Origin of the sequence: Clostridium sp. CMCC3677, assembly GCF_023845585.1 — a bacterium.
GTDB classification, from domain to species: Bacteria; Bacillota; Clostridia; order Clostridiales; family Clostridiaceae; genus Clostridium; species Clostridium aquiflavi.
Genome location: NZ_JAMQHS010000004.1, coordinates 111655 through 137662, shown reverse-complemented (window position 1 = coordinate 137662; position 26008 = coordinate 111655). Strand labels below are relative to the sequence as shown.

Here is a 26008-nt window from a genome sequence, read left to right as displayed (position 1 = left end):
AAAGCAAAAGGATTATTTCTTTTGCTTTTTTTACAATAAAAAGGATGATATATATAAATATTGTTATATGAAAATATTTTTATGATTATATATGTTGTTATTACTAAAATTTTATAGCAAATACAAATAAAAAAAACTCTTGTAACTCAGTAAATATGAGCATGATAACAATATCATAGCAAGCTTGACATAATTTTATTTTTAATATAGAATAAAAAGGAATACTGGTTTATCATATTCCCAATACAGTGAGAATAATATGACACCTACTATGATTTCTTGTTTACAAAAATAGATAGCTTAACAAGCTAGGAGGTGTTTATATGAAATTTTGGATTTTAATAATAATAGTAAATTTAATTATATTATTAGTATTAGGAATACTACTTTATAAAATGATACAAAAAGTATCGAAGGATAAAATTGAATCTCTTGAAAATGAGGCACAAGATGTTTTAGAAAGAGCTAAAAGAGAAGCAGAAGCTCTTCAAAAAGAAACAATACTTGAAGCTAAGGAAGAGGTTCATAAGTTAAGAAATGATTTTGAAAAAGAATCTCGTGAAAGAAGAAATGAGATTCAAAGACTTGAAAGAAGAGTTATTCAAAAAGAAGAATCACTTGATAAAAAGAGTGATACGCTAGAAAAAAGAGAAGAAAAAATTAATCAAAGAATGCTTGATATAGATCAAGTAGAAGCCAATGTAAAAGAAATATATACTCAAAGAAGAGAAGAATTGGAAAGAATTTCATCTCTTTCTAGTGAAGAAGCTCGTAAAATTCTTTTAGACGAAATTAAAAGAGAAATTTCACATGATGCTGCATTGATGATAAAAGAAATCGAAAGCAAAGCAAAAGAAGAAGCAGACAAAAGATCAAGAGAAATAATCACGACTGCTATTCAAAGATGTGCTGCGGATCATGTGTCTGAAACTACTGTGCATGTTGTTGCGCTACCAAATGATGAAATGAAGGGTAGAATAATAGGTAGAGAAGGAAGAAACATTAGAACTCTAGAAACATTAACCGGAGTAGATTTAATAATAGATGATACTCCAGAAGCAGTTATTCTTTCAAGCTTTGATCCAATAAGGAGAGAAGTTGCAAGAATAGCACTTGAAAAGTTGATAGTGGATGGTAGAATACATCCAGCAAGAATCGAAGAGATGGTCGAAAGAGCAGTTAAAGATGTAGAAAATGATATAAAAGAAGAAGGGGAACAAGCGACCCTAGAAACTGGAATAAATGGATTACATCCAGAACTTATAAGACTACTTGGCAGATTAAAGTATAGAACTAGTTATGGTCAAAATGTATTAAAACATTCCATAGAAGTTTCATATTTAGCTGGTTTAATGGCTTCAGAATTAGGTTTAGATGTTACTCTAGCTAAAAGAGCAGGATTACTACATGATATCGGTAAAGCTGTAGATCAGGAGCAAGAAGGTCCTCATGCACTAATTGGAGGAGACCTTGCTAAGAAATATCATGAGCAACCATTGGTGATAAATGCTGTAGCAGCCCATCATGGAGATGTGGAAATGCAATCTTTAGAAGCAGTATTGGTTCAAGCGGCAGATGCTATATCAGCAGCTAGACCGGGGGCAAGAAGAGAAACATTAGAAGCATATATTAAGAGATTGGAAAAATTAGAAGAAATCGCAAATTCTTATGAGGGTGTAGAAAAGTCATATGCCATTCAAGCTGGAAGAGAAATAAGAATTATTGTTAAACCAGATAAAGTTGACGATGCTGGTACTGCTGAATTAGCTAGAAATTTAGTGAAGAGCGTAGAAGAACAACTTGAATATCCAGGACAAATTAAGATTAATGTAATAAGAGAAACTAGAACAGTAGACTTTGCTAAATAAAATTAAAAGATAAAATGTATAATTATTATACATTTTATCTTTTTTCTTTATAAAATATTATACTAAATAAAAGGAATTTAATAGATTGTATAGAATATATATTAATGTAAACGATTTTGTATAATGATTCTAGGAGGAATAATAAAAATGGAAGTATTAAAGGTATCAAGTAAATCAAATCCTAATTCGGTAGCAGGCGCATTAGCGGCAATAATAAAAGAAAAGAACATAGCGGAAATACAAGCAGTGGGAGCTGGAGCAATAAATCAAGCAGTTAAAGCTATAGCAATAGCTAGAGGATTTGTGGCACCAAGTGGAAAGGATATTATTTGTGTACCAGCTTTTACGGATATACAAATAGATGGAGAAGAGAGAACAGCAATAAAACTTATAGTACAACCTAGATAAGATAAAGAAGAGCTTGGTAATGGGCATCTTAATTATTTTTAAGTTGAAATTAATTACAAAACAGTATATACTAAAATGGTTGGATGCTATATTTATTAATTAATTTTTTGTAAAGAGGTGGATATAATGGTATCAAAAGAAGTTATAGTAAAAAGTTCATCAGGTCTTCATGCTAGACCAGCAACATTATTAGTTAAGAAAGCTTCAGGATTTAAGTCAGACGTTAGCATAGAATACAATGGTAAGAAAGCAAACGTTAAGAGCTTAATAGGAGTTTTATCTTTAGCTGTAACTAAAGATGCTGCAATAAAAATTTCAGCATCTGGAGATGATGAAGCTCTAGCAGTTGAAGAATTAGTAAGTTTAGTTCAATCTTTAGACGATTAATATTTATTAAAAAGAGATGTCCCTAAAAAGTATATAAATTTAGGAGACATCTCTTTTGTTATGTATAATATTCTAATTAAAATATAATTTTCCCCATAAGCAAATAGAAGAATAATATTATTTACTTATTGGGAAAATATTATAATAGGTATTTTAATTAATTTTTTTATTTAAATTATTATTGCATTTAAATAGCAATGACAGTAAATTTAATGATGATAAAAAAATTATTATATATATTATTCTTTGAATTATAGGTATTCCAAAAGAAAATATAGTTACTAAATTAATATTTAGTAAACCTATTAATCCCCAATTAAAGGCACCTAGAATAACTAAAATAAAAGAAATTTTATCGAATATATTTAATTTATACATTTTATTCACTCCTAACTTTAGAATACATTATGTTTATATATATGATTTAAAATAAAAAATAATAACATTAAGTAAATTTTTCAATAAAATACTATGAAAATATAAAAAATATGTTATAATACGAATGTTGAAATAAAAAAAATAAAATATATTCGTGTGGAGGTTTTTGTATGAGAAATTTATATAGCACACCATTAAATTCAAGATATGCATCTAAAGAAATGAGTTTTATTTTTTCAGATGATATGAAATTTACAACTTGGAGAAAGCTATGGGTAGCTCTTGCTGAAGGTGAAAGAGAACTAGGCTTAAATATAACAGAGGAACAAGTAAATGAATTAAAATCAAATATTAATAATATAAATTATGAAGAAGCTATAAAAAAAGAAAAAGAAGTAAGACACGATGTAATGAGTCATGTGTACGCATATGGGTTACAATGTCCAGCTGCTAAGGGTATAATTCATCTTGGAGCTACTTCTTGTTACGTAGGCGATAACACAGATGTAATAATAATGAGAGATGCACTTTTATTAATAAAAGATAAGATAGTAACAGTATTAAATCACTTAAAGAATTTTGCCATTGAATATAAAGATTTACCTACATTAGGATTTACACATTATCAACCAGCTCAATTAACTACAGTAGGAAAAAGAGCGACTTTATGGATGCAAGATTTAGTTATGGACATTGAAAATATAGATTTTGTAATACATAGTTTAAAACTAAGAGGAGTAAAAGGAACAACTGGAACTCAAGCTAGTTTTATGGAATTATTTGATGGTGATGAAGAAAAAGTTAAAAAATTAGATAAAATGATAGCAGAAAAAATGGGATTTGATAAGAGTTTTGGCGTTACAGGTCAAACTTATCCAAGAAAACTTGATTCAATAGTTTTAAATACATTATCAGAAATTGCACAAAGTGCTTATAAATTTAGTAATGACTTAAGATTACTTCAAAGTATGAAAGAGATGGAAGAACCTTTTGAAAAAAATCAAATAGGATCATCAGCAATGGCTTATAAGAGAAATCCTATGAGAAGTGAAAGAATTAGTGCACTAGCTAGATACGTAATAGTAGATGCTTTAAATCCAGCAATAACAGCAGGAACTCAATGGTTTGAAAGAACGTTAGATGATTCAGCTAATAAGAGATTATCAGTTGCAGAAGGATTCTTGGCTTTAGATGGAGTATTAAATCTTTATATGAACATAGCTGAAAACATGGTAGTATATGATAAAGTCATAGCATCACATGTAGCTAGTGAACTGCCATTTATGGCTACTGAAAATATAATGATGGAAGCAGTAAAAAGAGGAAAAGATAGACAAGAATTACATGAAAAAATACGAGTTCATTCTATGGCAGCAGCTCAAAGAGTTAAAGGTGAAGGATTAGATAATGATTTAATAGAAAGAATAATAAATGATAATTCTTTTGGACTTACTAAGGATGAAATATTATCAATAATAGATGCTAAAAAATTTGTTGGTAGAGCACCAAGTCAAGTAGTAGAATTTATTGATGAATATGTAAATCCTATTATAGAAAGTAATGAAAAAGCTTTAAAAATTAAGAGTGAAATAACAGTTTAAATAATTTAAATATATAGGATATCTTAGTTTGAATCATTCTAAGGTATCCTATATTATTGAGAAGTCTATTTAACCTAGTACATACATAAAGTTATACTTAAAACAAAGTGCAAAATTAAGAACAAATTTTAATATATTTCTAAGTTTCTTATTCTAGGATATAATATAGGGTAGGTTAAACTTAAAGGATAGTTTAATTTGTTATAGCTATGACAGCAGTATAAGTAATCTCCATCTGGAAGAATATGAGTTATTAAACCTGAGTGGAAGAATCGACCTATTTTAGGTGTATAAAATTGTATTATAGTACCCTTCTTTAAAGGAGAATTTTTATTAATTTCAAATCCAAGTTTATTTTTTATAATATATGAATGTAGCTCTTCAACTCTAACCCAAGCATTACTATAGGGTTTCCATGAATTTGAAGTCTTTAACCCACCAAAATGAATTGATTGAGAAATAAAATTTGTACAATCTCCACCTATACCATCAAAGGATGTATAATCTTTATTAGGAGTCAAAGCAAATTTTTCGGCGTATTCACAAGCTTTTAATGGATCATAAGAAAAACTTCTATCAGAAGTATAAGGTGTTCTGTAACAATTATTACTTTCAAGATATTTTTTATATAGACGATCTAAAACCTTTATTTTAGAACTCCAAATACCTATTTTATTAGATGAAATAATATTCATTATTTGTAGTAAATCTTTTTTTAGTATATCTTCATATAAATTAGGATCTTCCTCTTTATTAACTAAAAACATTATTTTTAATTTGTGATTACTTTTATTTGATATAAGTATATATTCATCTAATGAATATGATATTATACCTTTGGGTGAATTATTTAAAGTGAAGGATTGTAGGTAGTTAAATTTTATTTTGAGTAAATTGTGATTTTTTTCAAGTATGTTAAATTTATATTTAGTTTTTATATTGTTTATTTGTAAGTTCAATTTTTTTAGCCATAAAGAATTAAAGCATTTTTTTAAATATAAATCTTCAAAAATATTGTCGTTTACATTACATTTTTCTTTTTGAATTAAATTGAATTTATCATATGTAGTAGATAAAATTTTATGAAAATAATATAAATCTATTGATAACAATATATCACCGCCTAAAGAAAGTAGTTTTTTATAAATTATAATTAATTTATAAAAATACGTTTACAGATATATATGAACAAAGTTTATATATATTGCTAAAAAGTATTAAAATATATATTCTCATATAATGTGATATAATTAAGTGGTTCTATTACGTATAACACTTGCTGATAATATAATTAAAATATATAATATAAAGGTATTAAAAAATAAAGAATAATATTTTAATTATAAGATATTTTAATTATATTAGTGAATAATGAAACCTTATGAGAGATTTAAAAAAAGGAGTTATAGAAATAATGCAAAATTTACCTAACTCAATAGTTGAAAAATATGAAGAAATTCTTGGAAAGATAAAAGTCTTTTCAAATCAATATCTTAATGAACAATATGAAAAAGTTTGTATAAAAGCGTTACATGACTTAGGAATGAGCCATGAAGATTCATTGAAAAAAGGGAAAAGCTCTTCATGGGCAGCAGGAGTTGTTCATGCAATTGGAACAGTAAATAATTTATTTGATGTTAAAGAGGAGCCATATATTAAAGCTCTTGATTTATATAAAGAATTTGGAGTAAGTAATAGTACGGGCTCTATGAAATCAAAAGAAATAAGAAACTTATTAAATATATCAAAAGATGATGAAATATGGATAGTAAATTCTAATGATAAGAGCGATTCTTTAAATGATAAAAAAGAAGTAGAAGCTGAGAAAGAAGAAAATATTAGAATTACTGAAGAATTTATAAAAGCTCAAAAAATAATGAGAAAAGCATGGTCTGAAAAGAATTTTAATAAGAAGGTAAAACTTGCAAAAGAGGCTTTAAGTGTTTGTGAGTATTGCTCAGATGCATATATAATTTTATCTAAAGATGTAAGTTTAACTCATAATGATAAGAAAGAGTTATTAGAAAAAGCAGTTGATTCAGGTAAATACATATTGGGCATTGACAGTTTAAAAACTGCATCTAAAGAATGTTTTAATAAAAAAGAAGCTCAACCATTTTTTGGAGCTAAATATACTTTGGCTATTCAATTATGGAAAATGGGTAAAAAAAATGATGCTATAGATAATGCATTTGAAATATTAGAATTTAATGAAAAAGACAACTTAATGGTAAGAGGAATATTGTCTAGTTGGTTATTAATTGAAAAAAGATATGATGATGCAGAAAAGTTATTTAAAAAATATGATAATGATTATTTAGCAGCAGTATCATATAATAAGGCTTTATTACGTTATAAAACAGGAAAAATAAAAGAAGCAGAAGATGCTATAAGAAAAGCATACAAGAAAAATTCATTTGTAATACCATATATATTGAAACAAAAGAAAATTCCTAAAGTATTACCTAGAATATCTAGATTTGGAAGTGATGCAGAAGCTATGCATTATATAAAATATAGTTTAGAAGCATGGAATGAATCTAAAGAAACTATTAACTGGATAAAGGAAATGAATATAAATTTTAAAATTCAAAAATCAAATTAATAGATTATTGTAAAATATGAAAAAAGATTACGTGTTGACCTTTACATAATTAGAAGAATATGATAATATAAAAATATAAATTAAATATTAATCTTCAGGGCAGGGTGAAATTCCCTACCGGCGGTAAAGCCCGCGAGCTAGAAATAGCAGATTCGGTTAAATTCCGAAGCCGACAGTAAAGTCTGGATGAAAGAAGAAATTACTTATTTGATCTAATGATTATTAGGTTTTAATTCGTATTATTTAAATTGATTTTTACCCTGAACTTATATTTTAGTTCAGGGTTTTTTAATTTATAAGATAAAATATGATTTTTAATTATATCTAAATAATATTAAAATCATATATCTTTATTTTGATACGTTAAAATCATAATTCATTATAAATAAGATTATTATTAATCCCTGAAGTATTACACTTCAGGGATTTTTTTCTTTAGAACATTGTAAAAAAGGAAAATTTCATAAAAATTCAAATCATAATTAATTTAGGCAAATGAAAATAAATAACTCATGCCTATAAGTGGTTGCTATGATTTTTATATTAAGAAGAAGGTGAATTTAGTGAATGAGAAGTATATGGGGTTAGCATTAGAATTGGCTAAAAAAGGAATAGGAAAGGTTAATCCAAACCCTTTAGTGGGTGCAGTAATTGTAAAGGACGATGAGATAATTGGAATAGGATATCATGAGCAGTATGGAGGACCACATGCAGAAGTAAATGCCATTAACAACGCTACTAAGTTATTAGAAGGAAGTACGATATACATAACATTAGAGCCATGTGCACATTATGGAAAAACTCCTCCATGTGTAAATTTAATAATAGAGAAAAAAATAAAAAAAGTAGTAATAGGAATGTTGGATCCAAATCCAATGGTATCAGGAAAAAGTGTAAAAAAACTAAAAGAGAATGATATAGAAGTTATAGTTGGTATAGAAGAAGAGAAATGTAAAAAATTAAATGAATCATTTATTAAATATATAACATCAAATTTACCATTTGTTATTTTAAAAAGTGCAATATCATTAGATGGGAAAATAGCTACAGCTATAGGAGAGTCAAAGTGGATTACATCAAAAGAAGCAAGGAGAGATGGGCATTTATTAAGAAATAAATTGTCAGCTATTATGGTAGGGGTAAATACTGTTATTAAGGATAATCCAGAACTTACATGCAGAATAGAAAATGGGAGAAATCCAATAAGAATTATTGTTGATAGCACCTTAAGAATTCCATTAGATTCAAAGATAGTAAATAACTCTGATAGATTAACCATAGTAGCAACAACTAAATATGCTGACAAATTAAAAAAACAAAAATTAGTTAATAAAGGTGCAAGAGTAATAGAAATAATTGATAAAAATAAAAAAGTTGATTTAAAAGAATTGATGATATATTTAGGTAATTTAAAAATAGATTCTATATTAATTGAAGGTGGAGGAACATTAAACTTTTCTGCATTAGAAGAAAATATAGTTGATAAGGTAAGATTTTATATAGCACCTAAAATATTAGGTGGTGAAACAAGTAAAAGTAGTATAGGTGGACAGGGATTTTCTAAATTAAGTGATGCTGTAAAACTTAGAGATTTAACTTATGAAAAATTATCAGAGGAGATAGTTATAGAAGGATATATAAATAAATTGAAGTAAAAGGATGTGATTAATTGTTTACTGGAATTGTTGAAGAAGTAGGTAGTTTAGAGAAACTTACATTAGGGGGAGGCTTTGGAGTAATAGAAATAAGAGCCAATAAGGTACTGGAAAATACTAAAATAGGAGATAGTATTGCATCAAATGGTGTATGTTTAACAGTTTTGGAAATGACTAAATCTTCATTTAAAGCTAATGTAATGGGAGAAACCTTAGAAAAAAGTTCACTGGGAAGTTTGAAATCAGGAAATAAAATTAATCTTGAAAGAGCAATGAAATTAGAAGATAGATTTGGTGGACATATAGTAAGTGGTCATATAGATGGAGTAGGTAAAATAACCGATATAGAAAAAAAGGTCGATGGTACATGGGTTACTATATCTGCATCAAAAGAGATTTTGAAATATATTATATACAAAGGTTCAATAGCCATTGATGGCATAAGTCTAACAGTTGCATATGTTGATGATGAAAAGTTTAAAGTATCTGTTATACCGCATACTTTAGAAAATACAATTTTATATGAGAAAAAAGTTCAGTCAGTTGTAAATTTAGAATGTGATGTGGTTGGAAAATATATTGAAAAATTAGTAAATAACAAGGATGAAGAAATAAAAAATGAAAGCAATGTAACCATGGAGTTTTTAAGAGAAAATGGTTTTTAATAATAAAATGCGTTTTAAGGGGGTATTGATATATGCATAAGCAAACTGGACAGAGCAATTGAACTTAGGAATACTAAAATGACTATAGTCCCATTTTAGCTTGCTCCCAATATAAAATTGAGACAAGCAGTAAATGTGACAATACTCATTAAGAATTCTCAAAGTCCAATTACAACGCCATTTTGCCTATTGCAGATATCAATACATATTTAAAACTTTAAAACAAATCCTAAAATAAAATTATGTATGAGGTGAGAGAAGATGAAATTTAGTACTGTTGAAGAATGTGTAAAAGATATAAGAAATGGAAAAATGATTATTATTGTTGATGATGAGGGAAGAGAAAATGAAGGTGATTTAGTTATTCCAGCAGAGAAAGCAACTCCTGAAAATGTGAATTTTATGATTAAATATGCAAGAGGACTGTTGTGTGCACCTGTAGAAGAAGAAATAGCATTAAAATTAGGATTAAATCCTATGGTTGAAAAAAATACAGACAATCATGAAACAGCATTTACAGTAGCTGTTGACTACATAGATACAACTACTGGAATTTCAGCATTCGAAAGATCTGACACTATAAAAATGTTAGTACAAAGTGAAAGACCACAGGACTTTAGAAGACCTGGACATGTATTTCCTCTTATAGCAAAGAAAAAAGGTGTATTAGAAAGAACAGGACATACAGAAGCTTCAGTAGATTTAGCGAAAATTGCAGGCTTTAAAGGAGCTGCTGCAATATGTGAAATAATAAAAGATGATGGAAGTATGGCAAGAAGAGATGATTTAATAAAATTTGCTAAGGAACATGATTTGAAAATATTAACTATAGAAGAATTAATAAGATATAGACTAAGAAATGAAAGAAGTGTTACTAAAGAAGTGGAAGCAAAACTTCCAACAAAATATGGAGACTTTAAGGTTATAGGATTTAAAGAAAATGATAGTGAAAAATGTCATTTAGCTTTAATAAAGGGAGATATTTCAGGAGAAGAACCAGTACTTGTTAGAGTTCATTCAGAATGCTTAACCGGGGATAGTTTAGGATCAAAAAAATGTGATTGTGGAGAACAATATGATGCAGCTATGAAAATGATCGCACAAGAAGGAAGAGGTATTTTACTGTATATGAAACAAGAAGGAAGAGGTATTGGTCTTTTAAACAAATTAAAAGCATATTCACTTCAAGATGAAGGATTAGATACAGTTGAAGCTAACTTAGCTTTAGGATTTGCACCAGATTTAAGAGAATATAAATCTAGTGCAGATATGTTAAAAAACTTAGGGATAAATAGAATTAAATTAATAACAAATAACCCGGAAAAAATAGATGGACTTAGAGAAAATGATATTGATGTAGTAAAAAGAATTTCTATAGAAATGCCATTAAACAAAAATGATGAATTTTATTTAAAGATTAAAAAAGAAAAAATGAATCATTTATTAAATATATAATTATTAGGCTATGTTTTAGCAGAGCGTTGATATATGCATAAGTAAAGTGGGCGAAGTAATTAAAAAAGTAAAAAATTAGGAGGAATTAATAATGAATATTTTTGAAGGACAATTAGTTGCAGAAGGATTAAAAGTTGGAATAATAGTAGGAAGATTCAATGAATTTATAGGTAGTAAGCTTTTGGATGGAGCTATAGATGGACTTAAGAGACATGGAGTAAATGTAGAAGATATAGACGTAGCTTGGGTACCAGGAGCATTTGAAATGCCATTAATAGCAAAGAAAATGGCAAAAAGTCCTAAATACGATGCAGTTATATGTTTAGGTGCAGTAATAAAAGGATCAACATCACATTACGATTATGTTTGTTCAGAAGTTTCTAAAGGAATTGCAAATGTATCATTAGAAACTGGAAAACCAGTAATGTTTGGAGTGCTTACAACAAATAATATAGAACAAGCCATAGAAAGAGCCGGAACTAAAGCAGGAAATAAAGGCTATGAATGTGCAGTTGGTGCAATTGAAATGGCTAATTTAATAAAAGAACTATAATGAGATGACAAATTAATATATACAGAATAGAATAATTCAACCTCGTTAAATATATACAAGCTAAAAATAAAAAGCTTAATATATTTAACGAGGTGATTTTTTGTTATTTTTTATTAACCATATCTAATAATATTCTTTAATTTAATTAGGAACTATAAGTTCAACATTATAATTATTAAAATAATCAATATATTTGGCTGAAGGACACTTATCTGTAATTAGATAATCTAGATCTTTTACATCACAAAAGGTCATTAAAGAGACTATATTAAATTTTGAACTATCTGCAAGTAAAAATGTTTTATGACTTTTAGAAACAGCTACTTTCTTTATTTTAAATTCATTAGGTGAGGTGTGAGTAAGGCCATTTTCTAATGAAATTCCAGTACAAGCCATAAAAGATTTATTTATATTATAAGTTGATAAGACATCACTAGAAGTTAGCCCAGTAAAAGAAAAAGTAGTTCTATTAAACCTACCAGATAAACATATTATATCAATATTATCATGAGGAATTGCTTTTAAAATAACATTAATACTATTGGTAAATAACGTTATATTATCTTTATCATTTAAATAATCAATTATATTTAATGTGGTAGTACCAGAATCTATGAATATAGAATCCCCATCTTCAATAAATTCAGCAGCTTTTTTAGCAATATCTATTTTAGCACTGTTATTTTTTATTGTTCTTTCTTCAAATGGAAGCAGCTCATTACTTTGAGTATTTACTGTAACGCCCCCATATACTTTTTTTATTACGCCTTTATCAACTAAGGCATCTATATCTCTACGAATTGTATTTTTTGACATCTTAAATTCTTCGCAAAGTTTATCTATTGATACGGTTCTATGTTTATAAATAAATTCTTCTAATAAATCAAGTCTTTTTAAACGCATCTAAATACCCCCTTTTTATTTTATTTCAAAAATATGGAATCTAATATTAATTATAAACTATGAAATTATAAAGTAAAAGACATTATCATCATTATACCATAAATATCCTTAAAATTTAAAAAAAGTAAAAAATATACAAGGAAAATATTGACAATCAGAAAACAGGTACTTATAATATAACCATAAGATAACAAGAAGTTAATCATAATATACCTGAAAGGAGACGGTAAAATGTCAAATGAATTCATAATTCCAAATAAAATTTTAACAGGGAAAAATTCATTAGAAGATAGTGTAGAAGATTTAAAATTATTTGGTGGAAAAGTTTTAATAGTTACAGATAACATTATGGTTAAGTTAGGTAATGTACAAGCTGTAATTGATATTTTAGATAAAGAAAAAATTAATTATTTTATATATGACGAAATAAATGGTGAACCAACAGATGTGATGATAGACAGAGGTGTAGATTTATATAAAAAAGAAAATTGTGATTACTTAGTAGCTGTTGGAGGGGGAAGTTCAATAGATTCAGCTAAAGCAATAGCAATGATGGTAAATAATGAAGGCAAAATATCTGATTATATGGGAAAACAAATAGAAAACAAATTACCACCAATAGTTGCAATACCAACAACTGCTGGAACAGGATCTGAGGCAACAAAGTTTACTATAATTTCTGATACTAAAACTGATGTAAAGATGTTAATAAAGGGAAGTTCATTAATGCCAACATTAGCAATTATAGATTCAAGATTTACTATGACAGCACCACCTAAAATAACAGCTGCAACAGGATTAGATGCATTAACACATGCTATAGAAGCTTATACATCTAAAAAGTCTCAACCACTTTCTGACACATTTGCACTATCAGCAATAAAGAAGATATTTAAATATTTGCCAATAGCATTTAATGAGGGAAAGAATGAAGAAGCTAGAACTCAAATGACAATTGCAGCATTAGAAGCAGGAATCGCTTTTAATAACTCATCAGTAACAATAGTACATGGTATGAGTAGACCAATAGGAGCATTATTCCATGTACCTCATGGAATATCAAATGCTATGTTATTAAAGGAATGTTTTAATTTTGTATTAGATGGGGCTTATATTAAATTTGCAGATCTTGCTAGAGCCATTAGAATATCTAATGAAGATGAAGAGAATGAAATAGCAGCTAGAAAATTTGTAGAAGAAGTAGATAAGCTTTGTAAAATCTTATTTATACCTACTTTAAAAGAGTATGGAATAGATAAAGAAAAGTTTTTCAATAATTTAGATAAAATGGCTAAGGATGCACTGGAAAGTGGAAGTCCTCAAAATACTTTAAAAACAGTTAAATATGATGATATTGTCGAAGTTTATAAATCACTTTGGAGGTGATGAAGATGCCATTAGTAAATATGAATGAACTATTACTAAAAGCAGACAATGAAAATTATGCAGTTGGAAGTTTTAGTGTAGCTAATATGGAAATGATAATTGGTGCTATAAAAGCAGCAGAAGAATTAAATTCTCCAATTATATTACAAATAGCAGAAGTGAGATTAAAACATTCACCATTAGATATAATAGGGCCATCAATGATAAAAGCAGCAGAAAAAGCTAAAGTACCTGTAGCTGTTCACTTTGACCATGGCTTAACAATAGATAATATAAAAAAAGCATTAAGCTTAGGGTTTACTTCAGTAATGATAGATGGATCATCTCTAGATTTTTTAGAAAATATAAAAATAACGAGCTTAGTAGAAAAATTGGCTAGAGATTATGGAGCTGCTGTGGAAGGCGAAATTGGCCATGTTGGCGGTAGTGAAGATGGTAGTGAAAAGGTAAATATAAAAGTTACTGATTTAGATGAGGCTAGGAAATTTATAAACGATACTGAAATAGATGCTCTTGCGGTAGCAATAGGAAATTCCCATGGGGTTTACAAAGGTGAACCTAAATTAAGATTTGATATTTTAACAAAACTAAATGATAACTTAAAAATACCATTAGTATTACATGGTGGATCAGGAATATCAGAAGATGACTTTAAAAAATGTGCAACTATGGGAATAAGAAAAATAAATATAGCAACTGCTACTTTTAATAAAGTAAGAGATTCTGTAAAAAATCTAAATAGTAATTCAAAAGACTATGATTACTTTACTTTACATGAGACTGAAATACAAGGGGCATATGAGAATGTAAAGAAACATATAAAAATTTTTGGCAGTGAGAATAAAGCATAATAAATGTAATTTTAGCTAGAATCAGATAATGTTTGCATTAAATATTACAGAAACATTAAACAAGGAGGTTTTAAAACATGGGATATATTAAATTTCAAAAAGATAGAAAATTTGAGATAGTTCCTATTGGAAGAGTAGCAATTGATTTTAATCCAATAGATATAAATAGACCACTTTCAGAAAGTACGACTTTCAAAAAATATTTAGGGGGATCACCAGCTAATATAGCAGTTGGGCTTTCAAGACTTGGCAAAAAAGTTGGCTTTATAGGTAAGGTTTCAAAGGATCAATTTGGAAAGTTTGTAGTTGATTACTTTGATAATGATGGAATAGATACTTCACAAATAAAGTATGCAGAAAATGGCGAGTCTTTGGGACTTACATTTACAGAAATAGCAAGTCCAACAGAAAGCAGTATTTTGATGTATAGAAATGGAATAGCTGATTTAGAGTTAGATGTTAATGAGATAGATGAAGAATATATAAAAAATACAAAGGCAATAGTAATATCAGGAACAGCACTTGCTAAAAGTCCATCTAGAGAAGCTGCATTAAAAGCATTAGAGTTTGCCAAAAAGAATAATACAGTTGTAATTTTTGATGTAGATTATAGAGAATATAATTGGAAAAATAAAGATGAAATAGCTATTTATTATTCAATAGTTGGAAAGCAAAGTGACATTGTTATGGGATCAAGAGAAGAATTTGATTTGATGGAAAGTCTAATTGTTAAGGAAAAAAGCACTGATGAAGAAAGTGCTAAAAGATGGTTAGATTTTGGTAATAAAATAGTTGTAATTAAACATGGAAAAGAGGGTTCTACAGCTTATACTAATGACGGAAAATCATATAAAATAAAGCCATTTCCAGTAAAACTCTTAAAATCATTTGGCGGTGGAGATGCATACGCTTCAGCATTTATATATGGAATATTAGAAGAATGGGATATTATGGATGCATTAGAATTTGGAAGTGCTTCAGCAGCTATGTTAGTAGCAAGTCATAGCTGTTCACAAGATATGCCAACTGTAAAAGAGATAAATGAATTTATAAAAGAGAAGAAAAAACAATATGGAGAAATGATAGCAAGAGGATAAGGGAGGATTAATGATGATTCATGAATTACATGATTTACAATATGGTGAAAACGTATTATGTGAAATTAGCGGTAAAAATAAAGAAATGCTAATGGATATTGTAGTTGAAAAATTAAGAAAAGATGAAATAAAAGAGTACCACAATGCTGATAAAGAAATAGCAGTACTTCTTTTAACAGGAAAGCTTAAAATAGCCTGGAATAAAGATTCTGAAATAATAGAGAGAAAATCTGTTTTTGATGAAGATCCATGGTGTTTACATGTACCTAAGAATATAAAAGTAACAGTTGAATGTTTAGAAGAAAGTGAATTAATAATACAAAGCACAGATAATCAAAATGATTTTGAAGCAAAATTATATTCACCGGATAAGTGTAGAAGTGATATTTTTGGTGAAGGAACTTGGAATGGAACTGCAAGAAGAATTGTAAGAACCGTATTTGATTATAACAATGCACCATATTCTAATATGGTAATTGGAGAAGTTATAACATTTCCAGGAAAGTGGTCAAGTTATCCACCACATTATCATCCACAACCAGAAGTATATTTTTATAAATTTAACAAAGAACAAGGCTTTGGATTTTGTTTAAATGGAGATAATGCATATAAGATCTCTAATAATAGTTTTTCAACAATAACAGGTGGAGATGTTCATCCACAAACATCAGCACCAGGATATGCAATGTATTATTGTTGGATGATTAGACATCTTGAAAATAATCCATGGACTGACAGGATAGATGTAGAAGAACACAAATGGCTTTGGGATAAAGACGTTAAAATATGGCCGGATAAGGCATAATCAGAAAAGTAACAAGTTCATTTGCCGCCTATTTTTCATCATGTTGCGTCGGAAAATTGACCTAATAGGCCATGGCAATTTGAAAATATACATTGCAATTTTAGACTTGTTATTTATGTTTATGTGTCTAAATAATTATGAGAAGGTGAGTTTATGAAGAGTACAAAAATGACAACAGCACAAGCGTTAGTTAAATTTTTAGATAATCAATATGTTTCATTTGATGGAAAAGAAGAAAAGTTTGTTCATGGAATATTTACTATCTTTGGTCATGGAATAGTGGTTGGTTTAGGACAAGCGCTTGATGAGAATCCAAGAGGTTTAAGAGTTTATCAAGGAAGAAATGAGCAAGGTATGGCACATGCAGCAACAGCATTTGCTAAGCAAAATAATAGAAGAAAGATTATAGCTTGTTCTTCATCAATAGGACCAGGAGCTGCAAATATGGTCACAGCAGCAGCAACAGCAACAGTAAATAATATACCATTACTTTTACTTCCAGGTGATTCATTTGCAACTAGACAACCAGATCCAGTACTTCAACAAATTGAGCAATCTTATAACCTTGGAATCACTACAAATGATGTATTTAAGCCTGTATGCAAGTATTGGGATAGAGTAAATAGACCTGAACAATTAATGTCTGCAATGATCAATGCAATGAGGGTATTAACTGATCCAGCTGAAACAGGAGCAGTATGTATAGCACTTCCACAGGATGTTCAAGGAGAAAGTTTTGAGTTTCCAGAATACTTCTTTAAAAAACGTGTTCACAAAATTACTAGACCTTTAGCTGTAGAAGAGGAATTTTATGAATGTTTAAATATAATGAAAAATAAAAAGAAACCTATAATAATTTGTGGCGGTGGAGTAAGGTATTCAGAAGCTGGAGATGCCTTATCTAAATTTGCTAATAGATTTAATATACCTATAGGTGAAACACAAGCTGGAAAAAGCTCAATAAAATCAAGCGATCATATGAATTTAGGTGGTATTGGAGTTACAGGAAATTTAGCTGCAAATATCATAGCTAAAGATGCTGATTTAGTAATTGGAGTTGGTACAAGATTTTCAGATTTTACAACTGCATCAAAATCATTGTTTAAAAATCCAGATGTAGAATTTGTAACAATTAATTTATCAAAATTTCATGCTAGTAAATTGGACTCATGTAAGATGGTTGGAGATGCTAAAGAATGTTTAGAATATCTTTATAAATTACTTGAAAAAGAAAATTATATTTCTTCATATAAAGATGAGATAAAAAATGCAAAAATTGTATGGAAAGAAGAAATGAAAAGACTAACTAATATAAAATATGAAGAGAATTTTGAGCCAATTATAAAATTTAGAAATAAAGAAAGCTTAGAAGAATTTAAAAAATTAACTGATACAACAATAACTCAAACATCGGCATTGGGATTAATTAGAGAATGTATTGATGATGATGCAATTATTGTTGGAGCATCAGGAAGTTTACCAGGAGATCTTCAAAGAATGTGGGAAACAGAATATTTAAATTCTTATCATATGGAATACGGATACTCATGTATGGGATATGAAATAGCGGCAGGATTTGGTGCAAAGTTAGCAGATCCAGAAAAAGAAGTTTATTCAATTTTAGGTGATGGAAGTTATTTAATGTTACATTCAGAACTTATAACTTCAATTCAAGAGAATAAAAAAGTAAATGTATTATTATTTGATAACTGTGGATTTGGTTGTATAAATAATCTACAAATGTCTAATGGAATAGGAAATTTAGCAACTGAATTTAGATATAGAAATGATGAAACAAATAAACTTAATGGTAAATTAATACCAATAGATTTTGCAAAAGCAGCTGAAGGATATGGTTTAAAAACATACACAGCTAAAAACTTAGAAGAATTAAAGAATGCATTAATAGATGCAAAAAAACAAAAGGTTTCTACTTTAATTGATATTAAAGTATTACCTAAAACTATGACTGATGGATATGAATCATGGTGGCATGTAGGATTAGCTGAAGTATCAGAAAAAGAATCTGTTAATAAAGCTTTTGAAAATAATAAAAAAGTATTAAAAAGTGCAAGAAAATATTAAAAGGGAGATGTTTTTTATGTTAAAAGTTGGAATCATTGGAGCAGGAAGAATAGGTAAAGTTCATGGAGAAAGTATTTCTAAGTACGTTAAAAATGCAGAAGTAAAGGCAATAGCAGATGTATTTTTAAATGATGATACTAAAAAATGGGCTAAAGAAATGGGAATAGATAATGTTTATAATGACTACAAGAAAATTCTTGAAGATCCAGAAATAGATGCGGTACTTATATGTTCATCAACAGATACTCATTCACCAATTTCTATAGAAGCTATAAGAGCTGGCAAGCATGTATTCTGTGAAAAACCAATTGATCATGAGCTAAGTAGAATTAAAGAAGTTATAGATGAACTTAAGAAATCAAATGTTAAATATCAAGTAGGATTTAATAGAAGATATGACCATAATTTTAAAGCAGTTAGAAAAGCAGTTGTAGAAGGTAAAATTGGAGAACCACACATTCTTAAAATAACTTCAAGAGATCCAGAACCACCATCAATTGATTACGTTAAAGTTTCAGGTGGACTATTCCTTGATATGGCTATTCATGATTTTGATATGGCAAGATATCTTTTAGGAAATGATGTTGAAGAAGTTTATGCAGCTGGAAATGTATTAGTAGATAAAGCTATTGGAGAAGCAGGAGATATAGATACTGCAATAGTTACATTAAAAATGGAAAATGGAGCAATGGCTGTAATTGATAACTCAAGACAATCAGCTTATGGATATGACCAAAGAGCAGAAGTATTTGGATCACTTGGACAAGTAGCTGTAGCTAATGATAGTACTTCAAGTGCAGTTGTATCAACAAAGGATGGAGTAAATGGAGAAAAACCACTATTCTTCTTCTTAGAAAGATATATGCAAGCTTATGCAGAAGAAATAACTGAATTTATTGATGCAATTGTAAATGATAAAGAAGTTTGTGTAAATGCTGATGATGGATTAAAAGCTGTTCTAATAGGTAAGGCAGCAACAAAATCTTTAAAAGAAAATAGACCTGTTAAGATATCAGAAATTCAATATTAATATTAAAAGAAAATATATATTTAACACTTAAAAATTCTGTATATAATTTATGAAAGAATAGTTTAATATTTCGTGAAATTTTAGGGGGAATTAATATGTTTAATAGGGACAAAGTTAAAATAGGAATATGTCCAATTGGTTGGACTAATGATGATATGCCAGACTTAGGAAAAGAAAATACATTTGAACAAGCCGTAAGCGAAATGGCTCTTGCAGGATTTAAGGGTACTGAAATCGGAAATAAATATCCTAAAGATGTAAAGGTTTTAAAGAGGGCTTTAGAAATGAGAAATCTTCAAATCGCAAGTGCTTGGTTTAGCTCATTTTTAACTACTAAACCTTATGAAGAAACTGAAAAAGAATTTATAGCTCATAGAGATTTTTTACATGCAATGGGTTCTAAAGTTATAGTAGTTTCAGAACAAGGTCATAGCATTCAAGGACAAATGGAAACTCCTATATTTGATGGAAAGCATCATTTTAATGAAGAAGAATGGAAGCTATTAGCCCATGGACTTAATAAATTGGGACAATTAGCAGCTGATAAAGGAATGAAGATTGTTTATCATCATCATATGGGAACTGGAGTGCAAACAACAGAAGAAATTGATAAGTTAATGAGTGTTACTGATGAAAATTTAGTATATTTATTATTTGATACAGGTCATTTAGTGTACTCAGGTGAAAATCCAGTTGAAATACTAAAAAAGTATGTTCACAGAATAAAACATGTTCATTTAAAAGATATAAGACCTGAAATTGTGAGTAAGGTTAAAAATGAAAAATTAAGTTTCTTAAAAGGTGTAAGAGCTGGAGCATTTACAGTTCCTGGAGATGGCTCAATAGATTTTGAACCAATATTTAAGATATTAGCAGAAAATAATTATGAAGGATGGTTAATGATAGAAGCAGAACAAGATCCATCTATTGCAAATCCTCTTGAATACGCAATTAAAGGAAGACAGTATATAAAAGAAAAAGCTAGTATTTAAAGCATTTAATTTATCATTTTATCTTTAGGATTCCATGTTATATTTTATAATAATTAGTATTTTATAAATATATATAATATGGAATCCTTTTATCTTAAAATAGAAGGAGGATTGAATATGTTTACGTTAATTACCTTTATATTTTTTGTAGTTTTAGTAGGTGTAATATCATTCTATAAGACTAGAGGTTCTAACACTGAATCAGCAGATGGATACTTTTTAGCTGGCAGAGGATTATCAGGTGTTGTAATAGCCAGTTCAATAATGCTTACAAATTTATCAACAGAACAAATAATAGGGTTAAATGGACAAAGTTATATGACTAATATGGGACCAATGGCATGGGAAGCTACGGCTTGTGTATCATTAGGAATTTTAGCTTTAATATTTTTACCTAAGTACTTTAAAAGTGGAATTACAACAATACCAGATTTTTTAGAGGAAAGATATGATTCAACAACAAAAAGAATAGTATCGTTGTTGCTTCTTTTAGGATATATAGTAACATACATTCCTACAGTATTGTATTCAGGTGCTATAGTTATAAATAAAATATTTGGAATATCAGATATTTTAGGAATAACAACTTTTCAAGCAATAGCAATAACTGGATTTATGATATCAGTAATAGGTTGTATATATGCAGTATATGGTGGATTAAAACTATGTGCTGTATCAGATACCATTAATGGAATAGGTCTGCTTGTGGGTGGATTAATGGTACCTGTACTTGGAATAATATCAGTTGGACATGGGAATTTTGTAGATGGATTTAATGTTTTACTAGCCAATCCTCAAAAATTAAATGCAATAAATCCAGCAAATTCCCTATCTCCACTAGTTCCATGGCCAGTTTTAATGACTGGATTATTATTTAATAATTTATTCTATTTTTGTACAAACCAATCAATTGTTCAAAGAGCTTTAGGTGCTAAAAATTTAGAAGAAGCACAAAAAGGCGCTATATATGCAGGGTTTTTAAAATTAATAGGACCTTTCTTTTTAGTATTACCAGGTGTAATTGCATTTGCTAAGTATGGAACAAGATTAGAAAATGCAGATATGGCATATCCTACATTATTAATAGATGTATTACCAAAACCATTATTAGGATTTTTCGCTGCAGTTTTATTTGGAGCTATTATGAGTTCATTTAATGGAGCGTTAAATAGTTCGGCTACTTTATTTACATTAGATCTTTATAAACCACTTATGAAACCAAAAGCTAGTGATAAAGAATTAGTTCATATTGGTAGAAAATTTAATATAATAATTGCAATAATAGCTACATGTGTTGCACCATTTATATTATATGCACCTACGGGATTATATGGATTTTTACAAGAATGTTTTGGTTTTTATAATGTACCGATTTTAGCAGCTGTAGTTGTAGGATTTTATTCTAAAAGAGTTCCTAAGATTGCACCTAAAATTGCATTTTTTGTTCATATAGCTTTATATACATTATCAAAATTTTTAATAAAAGATGTTCATTTTCTTTACGTATTGGGAGTTTTATTCCCAACATGTGTAATCGTTATGCTTATAATAGGAAAATTAAATCCTAGAGAAACCGATTTTGTACAAGAAAATAAAGCAGTAGTTAGTTTAACACCGTGGAAACATGCTAAATTAGCTACTGGAATTATGGTAGGAACAATGTGTTTAATATACTTAATTTTCTCACCACTAGGAATAGGTCAGTGGTAAAATATTAATTAGGCACAATCAAAAAATAACAAGTCCATTTGCTAGTTATTTTCCATCATGCTGCGTCGTTAAATTGACCTAATAGACACGCTATGAGGACAATTAATCTTCTTGACTGATGAAAAATATCCATTGCAACTTTAGACTTGTTATTTATTTTCATGCTTCTTTATTTGAAATTAAGAAATATAAAATTTAAAAACATTAAATAAAACTTAAAACTAAAAAATATATTTGGGTAAGAATAAATAAGTAAATAATAAAGTAGAAAGTCATATCTACACTTTAAATTAAATGTGCGCTATAAATCATCAACATCTTGCTCTTCACCATATCTAACAGTTCCATCAGAACTAAAACTATCTTTTTTATCATATTGAATAAATGAGCCATCATTTGGTTCTTTAGACTTTTGAGCACATTTACTACAAGATTGTGCTTGCGTATGTAATAAATCAACAAGTTTTTTTATATTATCCATATTAAAAATTACTCCTTTCCTATAATAGTTTTAGTATTACCAAGTATTTAAATTATAGTATTATAAGATATATAATTTAAACATATAAAAATATGTAAATAATAAATTTTGCCATTAGTAAATTTCATATGCTATAATTGAAATATATAAACAGAGTTCTCAGCCTTAGATTAGGTTGTGGTTAATCTTAAATTAAAAAATCGTTATGTAAAGATATATAGTTAATACTCCTACTTGTAGAAGTAGGAGTATTAACAGAGTCTATTTTCTGGATAAAAATTATCATATAATTTGACCATATACATTTGATTGGAGAGATATTATGTCTTATGAGAAAAACAGGGGATGCTTAGAAAGAATAACTAATATTTATAGTGAATTAAAAGGCGCAGAAAAAAAAGTTGCACAGTATGTATTAGAAAATCCTAAAAATATAATTCATTTTTCAATAACAGAATTAGCGGAAGTAAGCAAAGCTAGTGAAGCAACTGTATTTAGATTATGTAGTAAGCTTGGTTATAAGGGATATCAAGATTTAAAAATTAATCTAGCTGGCTCTGTAATAGAACCAATAGACAATATTTATGAAGAAATAAAAGAAAATGATGATACATATATCATTATGAGAAAAATAATGAGTTCTAATATAAATAGTATTGAAAGTACGTTAAAAATAAACAAAACTGAAGATTTAGATAAAGCAATTGATATAATATTGAATGCTAAAAAGATAATGTTTTTTGGAATGGGAGGATCTTGGACTATTGCAAATGATGCTTATCATAAATTTATTAGAACAGGAATAGATTGTGCTACTTCAAGTGATTCACATTGGCAAGTTATGTTTTCTTCTATAGCAAATAGTGGTGATGCTATTATAGCTTTTTCAAACTCAGGAAGTAATAAAGAACTAGTTGAAAATATTAATTTAGCGAAAAAAAGAGGTATTAAAATTATAGCCATTACTGGAAATGAAAAGTCACCTCTTGCTAAAGTTGCAGATTTACACTTAATAGCATATGGAAATGAATCTATGTTTAGAAGTGAAGCCATGGAATCTAGACTTACTTCATTAATGATAGTTGACTGGCTTTATGTAGGAGTAGCAATTAAAAGAAAGGATAAGACATTAGACAATTTAGAACGCATAAGAAATGGTATAGCTAGTAAAAGATTTTAGTTAACTTTATTACTATATTACAAAGCAAAAGGCTATTTTAAATAAATAATAAATAATAAATAATAAATAACAAATAATAAATAATAAATAAATGGCTATCTCAAATTAATAAAGATATCTTTTGAGATAGCTTTAATTTTAATATATTAATGAAAAAAAGTTTCGCAAAAATAAATTTTTAGATACGAATATGTCAAAATAAAAAAAAATTTCAAAAAATCTATATTTTTTATTGTATTACTAGATAATAGGTGCTATAATTTCATTAAAGAAAATTTTCTTTATAAATAACGAAAAAATAAGAAAAAAACAAATATACGAAAAAAAATTTCTTAAAATGTATTATAATTTGAGAAGAGGGGAAGAGGTATGAAGTACTTAATAGGAGTTGATATTGGCACAACTAGTACTAAATCAATAGCATTTGATATGGAGGGGAATGTTTTAACAAAATGTAATATAGAATATCCTTTATATAATCCATATCCATCTTGGAGTGAGCAAAATCCGGAAGAAATTTTCAGAGCAGTGTTAAATGGGATTAAGCATGTAGTTCAAGAAAACGATATCAAAAATAATAAATTGTTAGGAATATCATTTAGTAGTGCTATGCATAGCGTAATAGCAATAGATAAGGCAGGAAATGCTTTAACTAACTGCATAATATGGGCTGATACAAGAAGTAATAAGTATTCTGACGAATTAAAAAATAGTGACATAGGACAAGAAATTTACATGAGAACAGGTACACCAATACATCCAATGTCACCACTATGTAAATTATGTTGGTTAAGAGATAATGCTAAAGATGTATTCAATAATGCAGAAAAATTTATATCAATTAAAGAATATATATTCTATAAATTATTCAACCAATATATAGTGGATTATTCTATAGCTTCAGCAACAGGTATATTTGATATTTATGATCTTAAGTGGAATAAAAAAGCATTAGAATATATAGGAGTTTCAGAAGAAAAATTTTCAAAACCTGTACAAACAACTCATGTAGTTAATGGATTAAGTGATATTTATGCAGACTATATGAAAATACCAACAGAAACTAATTTTATAGTTGGAGGAAGTGATGGATGCCTTGCCAATCTAGGTGCTAATGCAATAAAGAATGGAGATGCTGCTGTAACTATAGGTACCAGTGGAGCGATAAGAGTAATATCTAAGAAGCCTAAAAATGATATATCTAGAAGAATATTTAGTTATATTTTAACAGAGGAACATTATGTTTTAGGTGGTGCAGTGAATAATGGAGGAATAATTTATAGATGGTTTAGGGATAATTTTTCATCAGTAGAAACTGAGGCTGCAAAATCATTAAATATAGATCCATATGATATTTTAAATTTAGAAGCTTCAAAAGTTAAAGCAGGAGCAGAAGGACTTATATTTTTACCATATTTGCTAGGAGAAAGAGCACCACATTGGGATGCAAATTCCAAGGGAGTATTTTTTGGTGTTAATATTAAGCACAAAAGAGAACATTTTTTAAGAGCAGTGCTTGAAGGAGTAATGTATGGAATATATGATGTTGGAAAAGCTCTAGAAGAAACAACTGGACCGATAAATACAATATATGCAACTGGTGGATTTGTAAGATCAGAGTTATGGGTACAAATATTAGCTGATATATTTAATAAAAAAGTTGTTATTGCAGAAAGTTATGAGAGTTCTTGCTTAGGTGCAGCTATAATTGCTATGAAAGCTTTAAATATGATTAAGAATATTGAGCAAATCGAAAGTTTGATTCCGACATCAAAAGTATTTGAACCTAATATAGAAAATCATAAAGTTTACATAGAAAATTTCAAAATTTACAGAAAATTATATGAGAAGTTAAAAGATGAATTTCTAGAAATAAATAATTTACAAGATTAAAAGTTTTGAAATGGAGGGAT

General features: G+C 28.2%; 23 protein-coding genes and 1 riboswitch. Of the genes, 19 read left to right on the top strand and 4 right to left on the bottom strand.

From position 1 onward, the window contains the following. Positions 1-323: 323 nt before the first annotated feature. From rny to NG901_RS06010, 3 genes are all read left to right on the top strand, one after another. Complete coding sequence (gene rny / locus NG901_RS06020) at positions 324-1868, top strand: ribonuclease Y (RefSeq protein ID WP_252212839.1); 1545 nt, start codon at positions 324-326, stop codon at positions 1866-1868. 147 nt (positions 1869-2015) lie between these two features. After that, positions 2016-2276: a stage V sporulation protein S gene (locus NG901_RS06015; protein WP_252212838.1), complete on the top strand. Its 261-nt coding sequence runs from the start codon at positions 2016-2018 to the stop codon at positions 2274-2276. A 126-nt stretch (positions 2277-2402) separates the two neighbouring features. Next, positions 2403-2663 (top strand): HPr family phosphocarrier protein, encoded by a 261-nt coding sequence (locus tag NG901_RS06010; RefSeq protein ID WP_003373177.1) that lies wholly within the window; start codon positions 2403-2405, stop codon positions 2661-2663. Between the two features lie 153 nt (positions 2664-2816). On the opposite strand, the gene NG901_RS06005 is transcribed toward NG901_RS06010, so the two are convergent. Beyond that, positions 2817-3041 carry a DUF378 domain-containing protein gene (locus NG901_RS06005; RefSeq protein WP_252212837.1) on the bottom strand — a complete coding sequence of 75 codons (225 nt, stop codon included), beginning with the start codon at positions 3039-3041 and terminating at the stop codon, positions 2817-2819. Between the two features lie 170 nt (positions 3042-3211). Here NG901_RS06005 and purB point away from each other — a divergent pair, with 170 nt between their 5' ends. Continuing rightward, positions 3212-4642 carry an adenylosuccinate lyase gene (purB, locus tag NG901_RS06000; RefSeq protein WP_252212836.1) on the top strand — a complete coding sequence of 477 codons (1431 nt, stop codon included), beginning with the start codon at positions 3212-3214 and terminating at the stop codon, positions 4640-4642. A 128-nt stretch (positions 4643-4770) separates the two neighbouring features. On the opposite strand, the gene NG901_RS05995 is transcribed toward purB, so the two are convergent. Next, positions 4771-5754, bottom strand: a complete 984-nt coding sequence (locus NG901_RS05995; protein ID WP_252212835.1) for an amidase domain-containing protein — start codon at positions 5752-5754, stop codon at positions 4771-4773. A 302-nt stretch (positions 5755-6056) separates the two neighbouring features. Between NG901_RS05995 and NG901_RS05990 the strand changes: the two genes are divergently transcribed. The 5 genes from NG901_RS05990 (at position 6057) to ribH (ending at position 11575) form a co-directional block, all read left to right on the top strand. Then, on the top strand, positions 6057-7247 hold the full coding sequence (locus NG901_RS05990) for a DUF6398 domain-containing protein (protein WP_252213063.1): 1191 nt from the start codon (positions 6057-6059) through the stop codon (positions 7245-7247). Positions 7248-7333: 86 nt separating this feature from the next. Beyond that, positions 7334-7449, top strand: a riboswitch (FMN riboswitch). A 361-nt stretch (positions 7450-7810) separates the two neighbouring features. Continuing rightward, a complete protein-coding gene (gene ribD / locus NG901_RS05985; RefSeq protein ID WP_252212834.1) occupies positions 7811-8902 on the top strand; it encodes a bifunctional diaminohydroxyphosphoribosylaminopyrimidine deaminase/5-amino-6-(5-phosphoribosylamino)uracil reductase RibD in 1092 nt (363 codons plus the stop codon). A 14-nt stretch (positions 8903-8916) separates the two neighbouring features. Continuing rightward, entirely contained in the window at positions 8917-9567 is a 651-nt protein-coding gene (locus NG901_RS05980) for a riboflavin synthase (protein WP_252212833.1), read from the top strand. A gap of 261 nt (positions 9568-9828) precedes the next feature. Continuing rightward, the gene (locus tag NG901_RS05975) at positions 9829-11022 is read left to right on the top strand and encodes a bifunctional 3,4-dihydroxy-2-butanone-4-phosphate synthase/GTP cyclohydrolase II (RefSeq protein ID WP_252212832.1); all 1194 of its coding nucleotides are present in this window, start codon (positions 9829-9831) and stop codon (positions 11020-11022) included. A gap of 91 nt (positions 11023-11113) precedes the next feature. Next, on the top strand, positions 11114-11575 hold the full coding sequence (gene ribH, locus NG901_RS05970) for a 6,7-dimethyl-8-ribityllumazine synthase (RefSeq protein ID WP_252212831.1): 462 nt from the start codon (positions 11114-11116) through the stop codon (positions 11573-11575). 141 nt (positions 11576-11716) lie between these two features. Here ribH and NG901_RS05965 read toward each other — a convergent pair whose 3' ends face one another. Continuing rightward, positions 11717-12478, bottom strand: a complete 762-nt coding sequence (locus tag NG901_RS05965) for a DeoR/GlpR family DNA-binding transcription regulator (protein WP_252212830.1) — start codon at positions 12476-12478, stop codon at positions 11717-11719. A 231-nt stretch (positions 12479-12709) separates the two neighbouring features. On the opposite strand from NG901_RS05965, the gene NG901_RS05960 reads away from it, so the two are divergent. The 8 genes from NG901_RS05960 (at position 12710) to NG901_RS05925 (ending at position 22434) form a co-directional block, all read left to right on the top strand. Next, positions 12710-13864, top strand: coding sequence for an iron-containing alcohol dehydrogenase (locus NG901_RS05960; RefSeq protein WP_252212829.1), 1155 nt, complete (start codon positions 12710-12712; stop codon positions 13862-13864). Between the two features lie 5 nt (positions 13865-13869). Next, entirely contained in the window at positions 13870-14715 is an 846-nt protein-coding gene (locus NG901_RS05955; RefSeq protein ID WP_252212828.1) for a class II fructose-bisphosphate aldolase, read from the top strand. Positions 14716-14792: 77 nt separating this feature from the next. Continuing rightward, positions 14793-15812, top strand: coding sequence for a 5-dehydro-2-deoxygluconokinase (iolC, locus tag NG901_RS05950; RefSeq protein WP_252212827.1), 1020 nt, complete (start codon positions 14793-14795; stop codon positions 15810-15812). Positions 15813-15825: 13 nt separating this feature from the next. Further along, positions 15826-16617: a 5-deoxy-glucuronate isomerase gene (locus NG901_RS05945; RefSeq protein ID WP_252213061.1), complete on the top strand. Its 792-nt coding sequence runs from the start codon at positions 15826-15828 to the stop codon at positions 16615-16617. Positions 16618-16770: 153 nt separating this feature from the next. Next, positions 16771-18702, top strand: coding sequence for a 3D-(3,5/4)-trihydroxycyclohexane-1,2-dione acylhydrolase (decyclizing) (iolD, locus tag NG901_RS05940; protein ID WP_252212826.1), 1932 nt, complete (start codon positions 16771-16773; stop codon positions 18700-18702). A gap of 16 nt (positions 18703-18718) precedes the next feature. Then, the gene (iolG, locus tag NG901_RS05935; RefSeq protein ID WP_252212825.1) at positions 18719-19732 is read left to right on the top strand and encodes an inositol 2-dehydrogenase; all 1014 of its coding nucleotides are present in this window, start codon (positions 18719-18721) and stop codon (positions 19730-19732) included. Positions 19733-19827: 95 nt separating this feature from the next. Continuing rightward, positions 19828-20724, top strand: coding sequence for a myo-inosose-2 dehydratase (gene iolE / locus NG901_RS05930; protein WP_252212824.1), 897 nt, complete (start codon positions 19828-19830; stop codon positions 20722-20724). A gap of 117 nt (positions 20725-20841) precedes the next feature. Further along, complete coding sequence (locus NG901_RS05925; protein WP_252212823.1) at positions 20842-22434, top strand: solute:sodium symporter family transporter; 1593 nt, start codon at positions 20842-20844, stop codon at positions 22432-22434. A gap of 301 nt (positions 22435-22735) precedes the next feature. On the opposite strand, the gene NG901_RS05920 is transcribed toward NG901_RS05925, so the two are convergent. Then, positions 22736-22915 carry a hypothetical protein gene (locus NG901_RS05920; protein WP_252212822.1) on the bottom strand — a complete coding sequence of 60 codons (180 nt, stop codon included), beginning with the start codon at positions 22913-22915 and terminating at the stop codon, positions 22736-22738. A gap of 322 nt (positions 22916-23237) precedes the next feature. Here NG901_RS05920 and NG901_RS05915 point away from each other — a divergent pair, with 322 nt between their 5' ends. Further along, positions 23238-24095, top strand: coding sequence for a MurR/RpiR family transcriptional regulator (locus tag NG901_RS05915; protein ID WP_252212821.1), 858 nt, complete (start codon positions 23238-23240; stop codon positions 24093-24095). Positions 24096-24464: 369 nt separating this feature from the next. Continuing rightward, positions 24465-25988, top strand: a complete 1524-nt coding sequence (gntK, locus tag NG901_RS05910; protein ID WP_252212820.1) for a gluconokinase — start codon at positions 24465-24467, stop codon at positions 25986-25988. Positions 25989-26008: the final 20 nt, after the last annotated feature.